This is a genomic window from Caulobacter sp. S45 (assembly GCF_903642205.1).
In the GTDB taxonomy this organism is placed as follows: domain Bacteria; phylum Pseudomonadota; class Alphaproteobacteria; order Caulobacterales; family Caulobacteraceae; genus CAHJWH01.
Genome location: NZ_CAHJWH010000151.1, coordinates 1 through 7587 on the forward strand (window position 1 = coordinate 1; position 7587 = coordinate 7587).

Annotated in this window: 9 protein-coding genes; 1 reads left to right on the forward strand and 8 read right to left on the reverse strand. The window is 71.9% G+C overall.

Annotated elements, in window-relative coordinates; translation table 11 throughout:
* The 3 genes from HUV06_RS13190 to HUV06_RS13200 all read right to left on the reverse strand — a co-directional run.
* On the reverse strand, positions 1-433 hold a 433-nt coding region (locus HUV06_RS13190; protein WP_305793643.1), incomplete at its 3' end, for a 3-deoxy-D-manno-octulosonic acid transferase.
* Positions 430-1128, reverse strand: a complete 699-nt coding sequence (locus HUV06_RS13195) for a lysophospholipid acyltransferase family protein (protein WP_174301720.1) — start codon at positions 1126-1128, stop codon at positions 430-432. The genes HUV06_RS13190 and HUV06_RS13195, both read right to left, overlap by 4 nt.
* Before the next feature lie 181 nt (positions 1129-1309).
* Positions 1310-3109, reverse strand: a complete 1800-nt coding sequence (locus tag HUV06_RS13200; protein WP_174301726.1) for an ABC transporter ATP-binding protein — start codon at positions 3107-3109, stop codon at positions 1310-1312.
* A gap of 128 nt (positions 3110-3237) precedes the next feature.
* On the opposite strand from HUV06_RS13200, the gene HUV06_RS13205 reads away from it, so the two are divergent.
* On the forward strand, positions 3238-3915 hold the full coding sequence (locus HUV06_RS13205) for a tyrosine-protein phosphatase (protein ID WP_174301721.1): 678 nt from the start codon (positions 3238-3240) through the stop codon (positions 3913-3915).
* 3 nt (positions 3916-3918) lie between these two features.
* Here the strand turns inward: HUV06_RS13205 and HUV06_RS13210 are convergent, their stop codons facing one another.
* The 5 genes from HUV06_RS13210 to HUV06_RS13230 form a co-directional block, all read right to left on the reverse strand.
* Complete coding sequence (locus tag HUV06_RS13210) at positions 3919-4407, reverse strand: RNA pyrophosphohydrolase (RefSeq protein WP_256430074.1); 489 nt, start codon at positions 4405-4407, stop codon at positions 3919-3921.
* 4 nt (positions 4408-4411) lie between these two features.
* Positions 4412-4630: a hypothetical protein gene (locus HUV06_RS13215; protein WP_174301722.1), complete on the reverse strand. Its 219-nt coding sequence runs from the start codon at positions 4628-4630 to the stop codon at positions 4412-4414.
* A 126-nt stretch (positions 4631-4756) separates the two neighbouring features.
* Positions 4757-5959: a divergent polysaccharide deacetylase family protein gene (locus HUV06_RS13220; protein WP_174301723.1), complete on the reverse strand. Its 1203-nt coding sequence runs from the start codon at positions 5957-5959 to the stop codon at positions 4757-4759.
* A 98-nt stretch (positions 5960-6057) separates the two neighbouring features.
* Positions 6058-6330, reverse strand: a complete 273-nt coding sequence (locus HUV06_RS13225) for a GNAT family N-acetyltransferase (RefSeq protein ID WP_174301724.1) — start codon at positions 6328-6330, stop codon at positions 6058-6060.
* 9 nt (positions 6331-6339) lie between these two features.
* The coding region (locus HUV06_RS13230) for a S41 family peptidase (RefSeq protein ID WP_174301725.1) at positions 6340-7587 on the reverse strand (1248 nt) is incomplete at its 5' end.

The window sequence follows — 7587 nt, forward strand, 5'->3', positions numbered from 1 at the left end:
GGGCGCCCAGGATCAGGTTCGGCCACAGCTCGCTCTCGGCGAACACCGCCAGGTCCGGCCGCCAGTGCTGCAGGAAGCAGGCGGTGGCGCGGGGGCCGTCGACAGGGGCGAACTGATGAAAGGCTCCGGGCGGCAGGCGGCGGCCGAGCAGCTCCGCCGAGGTGCGCGTGCCCGAGGTCACCAGCAGGTTCAGCGCCGGGTCGGCGGCGGCGAGCGCCTGCACCAGAGGCAGCAGGGACAGCCCCTCCCCCACGCTCGCCCCATGCAGCCAGACCAGCCGCCCCGGCGGTCGCGGCGCCGACGCTATGCCCAGCCGCTCGGGCAGGCGGGCGGGGTCCTCCTTGCCGCGGCGCATCCGGGCGCGGAGCAGGGCGGGCGCCAGGGGCTCCAGCAGGGTTGTGGCCGCGCGGTAGGCGGCGAGGGCGAGGCTCACCCCAGCAGCGCGGCGGCGCGGGAATTGGCGGCGGTGAGGCGCGCCTGCCAGTCGAGCCGCAGGGCCTCGCACGCCGCCTCGTCCGCATCGCGCGGCGCGTGGAGCGGCCCGTCGAACACCACCGCGCCGCGGCCGAACGGCAGCGGGAACAGGGTGCGGTCCCAGCTGTCCAGCTGGAAGCCCGGCCGGCAGTGCAGGCCGAACAGGAAGACCGGCGCGCCGGACACCCGGGCCAGCGTCACCGCCCCCGCGGCCATCTGCTCCGCCGGGCCGCGGGGGCCATCCGGCGTGATGGCCACCACGCCGCCGGAGCGCAGGAACCGCACGCTGTCCATCATCGCGCCGGCGCCGCCCTTGGCGTTGGCGGCGTCGCCTTTGCGCGAGGAGGAGCCGCGGATGGCGGGAAAGCTCAGCCGCTCCATGGTGCGCACGATGAACTCGCCGTCCGGCGAGAGCGACATGATCACCTTGCGGGGCTTGTGGGCCAGCACCTCGCGGCAGGCGGGGCCGAGCGGGATGCGGCCGTGCCAGAAGCAGCCGATGATGCCCTTCGGGGACGCCACGGCGGCGTCGGCCGGGCCGCGGTTCTCGAAGCGCCAGCGCGTGGTCTTCAGGGCGAGGTCGAGATAGCCGGAGAGCAGCAGGGCGAGGACGCCCTGGACCCGCGGCGAGCGGATGAATGCCTTGAGACTCACGATGTAGACCTTCTCTCCCCCTGCGCAGCGGGGGGAGGGGACCAGGCGAAGCCTGGTGAGGGGGGCGTCGCCGCCGCCGACTTGTCCCAGCTTGGATCCGCAGCGGCGGCGACGCCCCCTCCACCCTGCTGCGCAGGGTCCCCCTCTCCCGCTGCGCAGGGGAGGATAAACGGCGGACACGTCACGACGCGACCTTCACCAGGTCCAGGTTCTGCGCGCGCGCCAGCCGTGCATACAGCCCGCCCTGCGCGCTCAGCCCCGCATGGTCGCCCACCTCCACCACCCTGCCCGCCTCAATCACATAGATGCGGTCGGCGGCGCGGACGGTGGAGAGGCGGTGGGCGATCAGGATGGTGGCGCGGCCAGCCATGAGCCGCTGCAACGCGGCCTGGACCTTGGCCTCGCTCTCGGTGTCCAGCGCGCTGGTGGCCTCGTCCAGCAGCAGGATCGGCGCATCCTTGAGGAAGGCGCGGGCGATGGCGATGCGCTGGCGCTGGCCCCCGGACAGGCGCGCGCCCGCCTCGCCCACCACGGTGTCGTAACCCTGGGGCAGGGCGATGATGAACTCGTGCGCGGCGGCCGCACGGGCTGCAGCCTCCACCTCGGTGTCCGAGGCTTCGGGGCGGGCGTGGACGATGTTGGCGCGCAGGGTGTCGTCGAACAGGAAGGGCTCCTGGGTGACGAGCGCGATGTGGTCGCGCAGCGACGCGATGGACACCTCGCGCACGTCGGTTCCGTCGATCGCCACCCGCCCGCCCGTTACGTCGTAGAAGCGGGGGATAAGGTTCAGGATGGTGCTCTTGCCGCCGCCCGACGGGCCGACCAGGGCCACGGTCTCGCCCCGCCGCACCTCCAGGTTCACGGCTGTGAGCGCAGGCGGGTCGGCGTCATACGCGAAGGAGACGTCCTCAAAGCGGATGGCGGCGTCGGTGAGCTGGAGCTGACGGCTGGCCGCGGTGTCCACCACCTCCGGCTCCACGTCCATGGCCGCCATCAGCCGCCCCGCCGCCGTCAGGCCCTCGGTGATCACGGTCTGCAGGTTGGCCACCTGGCGCATGTTCTGGGAGACCACCAGCATGGCGGCGATGAAGGTGATGAACTTGGCGATGTAGGCGTGGCCCACCGCCGCCGGCACGTGCTGGGCGCGGAAGCCCGCATAGGCGATCACCAGGGCGACCACCACCATGGTGACGGTCTCGGTGACCGGCGCTGCGGCGGCGCGAGCGTTGGCGCCCTTGATGATGTGGCCCTGGCGGCGCGCGATCACGCCGGCGATGCGGCCCTCCTCATAGACCTCGCGGTTGTCGAGCTTGATCAGCTTGACGCCGTCCAGGCTCTCCATGACGGCGGTGGACAGGGCCGAGGTCTCCGCCATCGCCCCCTCCGCCGCCTTGCGGGTCGAGCTGCGGAACCGCGCCAGCACCCAGGAGAGCACGGGCGCAGAGGCCAGCACGATCAGGGTCAGCACCCAGTCCTGCACCACCATGACGCCCAGGTTGGCGATCACCGTCACCCCGGCCTGCGTGTAATTGACGATGCCCGTGGTGGCGCCCTCGCGGATCAGCCCGGCGTCGTAGAGCACCGAGGAGACGTAGGAGCCGGAATGGGCCTTCCTGAGCCGGGCCAGGTCGGCGCGGATCAGCTTGCCGAACAGCTCCAGCTGGATGGCGCCCACCATGCGGTGGCCGATGCGGTTGGTGATCCAGGCCTGCTGGGTCTGGGCGACGCCGCGCACCAGCGCCAGGGCCAGGATGATCAGCGGCAGGCGGATCAGGCTTGCCGCCCGCTTCTCCTCGAAGATGTGGCGCACCACCGGATTCAGGATGCCGGTGAGCACCGCCGTCAGCACGCCCCCGAACACCGCCAGCGCCATGGCCAGCGCCAGGCCCTTCCAACGCGGCGCCAGATAGGTCCGGAACATGCGCAGCGCCAGGGCGCGTTCCGAAGAGGCGCCCGGCGCCTCCTTCGTGGGCGCGGTCATGGGCGTGGGGTGGGTCTGCGGGCGAGGCGTGTCAAGCTTGCGGGCGGCGCAGGCTTGAGGATGCGCCAAATCCGCCGCGGCGCCGACGGGCTTCCCAGGCGCGTCCGCGGCCCCTAGCTAGGCGCGTGATGCATGCGCCTGGATACGACCTCTCCAGCTTCGCCGGTCGTGCGCGCGCTTATCGCGACCTGCTGTGGAACGATCACGCCTATCTGAGGCTCGGCTTCCAGAACGCCCACTGGGTGGGGTCGGAGCTCGTGCGCACGAACCAGCCCTGGCCGTTCCAGCTGCGCTGGTGGCGCGACCAGGGCTTATCGACCGTCGTCAACCTGCGGGGCGGCGGCTACGAGACCGGCTTCTACGTCCTGGAGCGCGAGGCCTGCGGAAGGCTTGGGCTGGAGCTGGTGAACTTCGCCGTGGCGTCCCGGGACGCGCCGTCGCGGGCGCAGGTGAACGCGGCGGCGGAGATGTTCCGCACGATCCGCTACCCCGCCCTCATGCACTGCAAGTCCGGCGCAGACCGGGCGGGGCTGATGAGCGTGCTCTACGCCCACCTGCACCTCGGCCAGCCGCTGCGCCAGGCGGTCAAGGACCAGCTCGGCCTTCGCACCCTGCACATCCGCCAGGGTAAGACGGGAGTGCTCGACTACATGTTCGAGCGCTACTTCGCCGAGGGGGAGCCGCGGGGCCTGAGCCTGCTGGACTGGGTAAACAGCGACGCCTACGACCATGACGCGCTGCGCCGCGACTTCGACGCCGGGGTGATCGGCTCGTTGCTTACGGAGACCCTGCTGCGGCGGGAGTAGGCCTCAGGCTGGCAGCGGCGCCGCCCAGGGGCGGAACGCGTCCACCACCTGCTCGTAGGCCGCGCGCTTAAAGGCGACGATGGTCTCCAGCGCCTCGTCCAGGCTCGCCCAGCGCCAGGCGTCGAACTCGGGATGGGTGTGGACGCCGAGGTCGATCTCCGCGTCCTCGCCGGCGAAGCGGAAGGCGAACCAGGCCTGGGCCTGGCCGATGTACCCCCGCCCGCGCCCGACGATCTCGGGCGGGAAGTCGTAGGTGATCCAGGCCGGCGTCTGGTCCAGCAGGGTGACCGAGGTGATCCCGGTCTCCTCCTGCAGCTCCCGCAGCGCCGCGCTCCGGAGGTCCTCGCCGGCGTCCACGCCCCCCTGTGGAAACTGCCAGTTCAGGGGCGGCGCCACACCGCCGCGCCGGCCGAGCCAGACCCGGCCCTCGGCGTTGAACACCACCATGCCGACATTGCGGCGGTAGCGCGGGTCGTGCTCGCCAAGGGACACGGCCTCAGTCGTCGCCGTGCGCCGCCTCGTTGATGGTCAGGGTCGGCATGCGGGAGAAATCGACGGCGACGGGCGCGGAGGACGGGCCGGCGGCGAGCTGCAGTGTCTTGATGACGTGCTCCAGGCGCCGTGCGGTCTCGCGGTAGGCTTCCGACTTGGGATCGAGGTCCAGCGGCTTCAGGCAGAACTCGATGATCTGGCGGGGTCTGTCGAAGGTGCTCATCTCAGGTCCTCATCACACGCCGCGGTGCGGACCCGGTTTGGAGCATCCACGCGCGCGCGTCGCAAGCCTGAACGCCGCAACGCGCGAAAGGCGCCGGGCCCGGCTGCGGCGCTGCAAAGCCGTCGCTCACCGCCGCGTCACCGCCGAAGCTGGGGCCAGCTGATAACCGCGGCCCACCAGCCCTTGCGCCCAACGGGTGACCTGCTCCACGGTCACGGGATAGGCGAAGCCCGAGCCGACGGCGGAGCCGTGCTGCAGGGCTGAGGCCTCCAGCCCCAGCAGGGCGTGGTCGATGCTGTCGGCGGCGAGCTGTTCGTCCACCACCGCCGAGGCCGAGGCGCGCGGAACGCCTGAGCCCCGCCCCGAGGCCGATCCATCGTCCACGAAGGCCAGGCCTCGCGCCTTCAGCTGGCTGGTGAAGGCGGCCATGGCAGGCTCGGAGGTCACGAACTTGCCGCCGAGGTAGTTGGCCACCCCGAAGTAGCCGCTGGCCCGCGACAGCAGCCAGTCCAGTCGCTTCACCGTCTCGGCCGGGGCGGCGTTGGCCATCAGCGTCTGGGGACCGGGGTCGTTGTTGGGATAGTCGGTGGGCTCCATGGGCACTTCCAGCAGCACCTCGTGGCCGTTGGCACGCGCCAGGTCGATCCAGCCCTGCAGGTTGTCGGCGTAGGGCACGAACGAGAGGGTCACCTCGGGCGGCAGCCGCTCGATCGCGGATTTGGTGGCGGCGCTGTTCAGGCCGAGGCCGCCGATGACCAGGGCGATGCGCGGCTTGCCGGTGTCGTGGAACGGCCGCGCATAGGCCTGGGCCGGCGTGCGGCCATCGCGGGCGATGATGGGGAGGGAGCCGGTCGGACCGGGCGCGCTCAAGCCCGTGATCGGGGCGATGGCCAGGGGCGGGCTCTGCGGCTTGGGCGGTGCGGCGTCCGCGGGGCTGGCGAGCGGCGCGCCAGGCGTAAGCGACAGGGCGCTGGAGGCGCCGGAGACGCTGCCGCCCTGGGGCAGGGTGATCTGGGCCTGGGCGCCGTCGGGGACCAGCGCTTCCTGCCCCGGCTGCAGGCTGTCCAGCAGCACGGGGGCGGACGGCGCGGGGTGGAGCGCGCCAAAGTCCCTGGGCGTTGGCGCGGCCAGGGCGAGGCGTACCGAAGGGGCGCCGGCATGGGGATCGCCGGCGAACAGCACCAGGGCGCCCGCGGCCACCGCCATCAGGCCGGCCGCGGCGCCGGCGCCGACATAGGGGTTGGTCAGCTGGGTCAGCCACGACGGCAGGGTCGCGCCTGCGTCTGCGGGCGGCGAGGGCAGGGAAGCGAAGGAGCGGCGTGCGAACATGACCGGCGTTGACGATGCGGACGCCGGGCCTTGGCGTCATGGCCGGAAGGTGAACGAACGCAGTTAAGAAGAGGTGCAGGCCGGCCTAGGCGCGAAGCTCAGCCCAGAAGGTCTTGATGTTCGGCGTTGCGGCGGATGTAGGCGGCCGCGTAGCTGCACAGCGGGACCACCTGCAGCCCTTCCCGGCGCGCGATCGAGAGCACCCCCTTCATCAGCCGCCCGGCCGCACCCGTTCCGCGGAGGGAGATGGGCGCCTCGACGTGGGGGATGACCAGCCGTCCCACGTCGCGCCTGTAGTCGGCGAACGCCACCTCGCCCGCTTCCGTCAGTTCGAAGCGGCCCCGGGCGGTGTTGTCCGTCACCTCGGCCATGGCGGCGGCTCAGGGCCGAAGCGGAGCGCCGCCCAACGGAGCCGCCTTCGAAGGCGCTCCCACCTGCTCGGCGGGCGCGGTGTCGGTGGCCGGCTTGGTCTTGGCGACTTGGCTCGCCGCACCGGGCGCGGCGATGGTGCGTGTCGCCTGAGCGGTCTGGAACTTGGGCGTCGGCCGGGTGTAGACGCCGGTGGGCGAGGCCTGCTCCGCCGCCTGGACCGAGCCGTAGCGGAGCACCGCCAGGGCCCTCTGCAGCTGGAAGTCCTCGGCGTCGTCCGGCTTGCCGGTCGCGGCCTTCGCCGCGGGGGGCTCGTCCTCGTCCGCGTCGCTCTTCAGCGAGGCCTTCTGCAAGCCGGGCGGCGGGGCGGGGATTTCGATCGAGGTGGGCAGGAAGCGGGTCTTGCCCTCCTGGGCGTCCAGCGCGTTGTGGAAGGTCGCCTCGGTGTACTGCATCGCCGCGTCGAACACGCCCTCAGCTTGGCGCTTGGTCTCCGCCACGAACAGGTCCGGCGCGATGCCGGTCTTCTGGATCGAGCCGCCCGACGGCGTGTAGTAGCGGTCGGTGGTCAGCTTCAGCGCCCCGTCCGCCCCGCCGTGCAGCGGGATCACGGTCTGGACCGAGCCCTTGCCGAAGCTGGTCAGGCCGATGATCGCGGCGCGATGGCGGTCCTTCATGGCGCCGGCCACGATCTCCGAGGCCGAGGCCGAACCGCCGTTGATCAGCACCACGACGGGCATGCCGTGCAGCATGTCGCCTTGCGACTTGGCATTGTAGCGGGTGATGTCGCGCGCATCGCGCCCGCGCTGGGACACCACCTCGCCGCCGTTCAGGAAGTCGCCCGCCACGTCCACCGCCTGGTCCACCAGGCCGCCGGGGTTGTTGCGCAGGTCCAGCACCAGGCCCTTCAGGTGCGGGTCCTTGCTCTCCATGTCCTTGATCGCCGCGGCGGTCCCGGGCCCGGTCTTCTCGTCGAAGCCGGCCAGGCGCAGGTAGCCGTAGTCGCCGATCAGGCGGTGGGTGACCGACTTGATGTCGATGACCTCGCGGGTCAGCTTGACGGTGAAGGGATCGGTCTTCTCCCGCGCGATGGTCAGGGTGATGGGCGCGCCGACGGCGCCGCGCATCTGCTTCACCGCGTCATTCAGGGAGAGGCCGAGGATAGACTGGCCGTCGATGGCGGTGATGTAGTCGCCGGGCTGCAGGCGGGCGCGGGCGGCGGGGGTGCCGTCCATCGGCGAGATGATCTTCACCGCCCC

Excerpts from the sequence above, each read along its gene's own strand:
- HUV06_RS13200 (WP_174301726.1), bottom strand. The coding sequence starts at position 3,109 with ATGACCGCGCCCACGAAGGAGGCGCCGGGCGCCTCTTCGGAACGCGCC.
- HUV06_RS13205 (WP_174301721.1), top strand. The coding sequence starts at position 3,238 with ATGCATGCGCCTGGATACGACCTCTCCAGCTTCGCCGGTCGTGCGCGC.
- HUV06_RS13215 (WP_174301722.1), bottom strand. The coding sequence starts at position 4,630 with ATGAGCACCTTCGACAGACCCCGCCAGATCATCGAGTTCTGCCTGAAG.
- HUV06_RS13220 (WP_174301723.1), bottom strand. The coding sequence starts at position 5,959 with ATGTTCGCACGCCGCTCCTTCGCTTCCCTGCCCTCGCCGCCCGCAGAC.
- HUV06_RS13225 (WP_174301724.1), bottom strand. The coding sequence starts at position 6,330 with ATGGCCGAGGTGACGGACAACACCGCCCGGGGCCGCTTCGAACTGACG.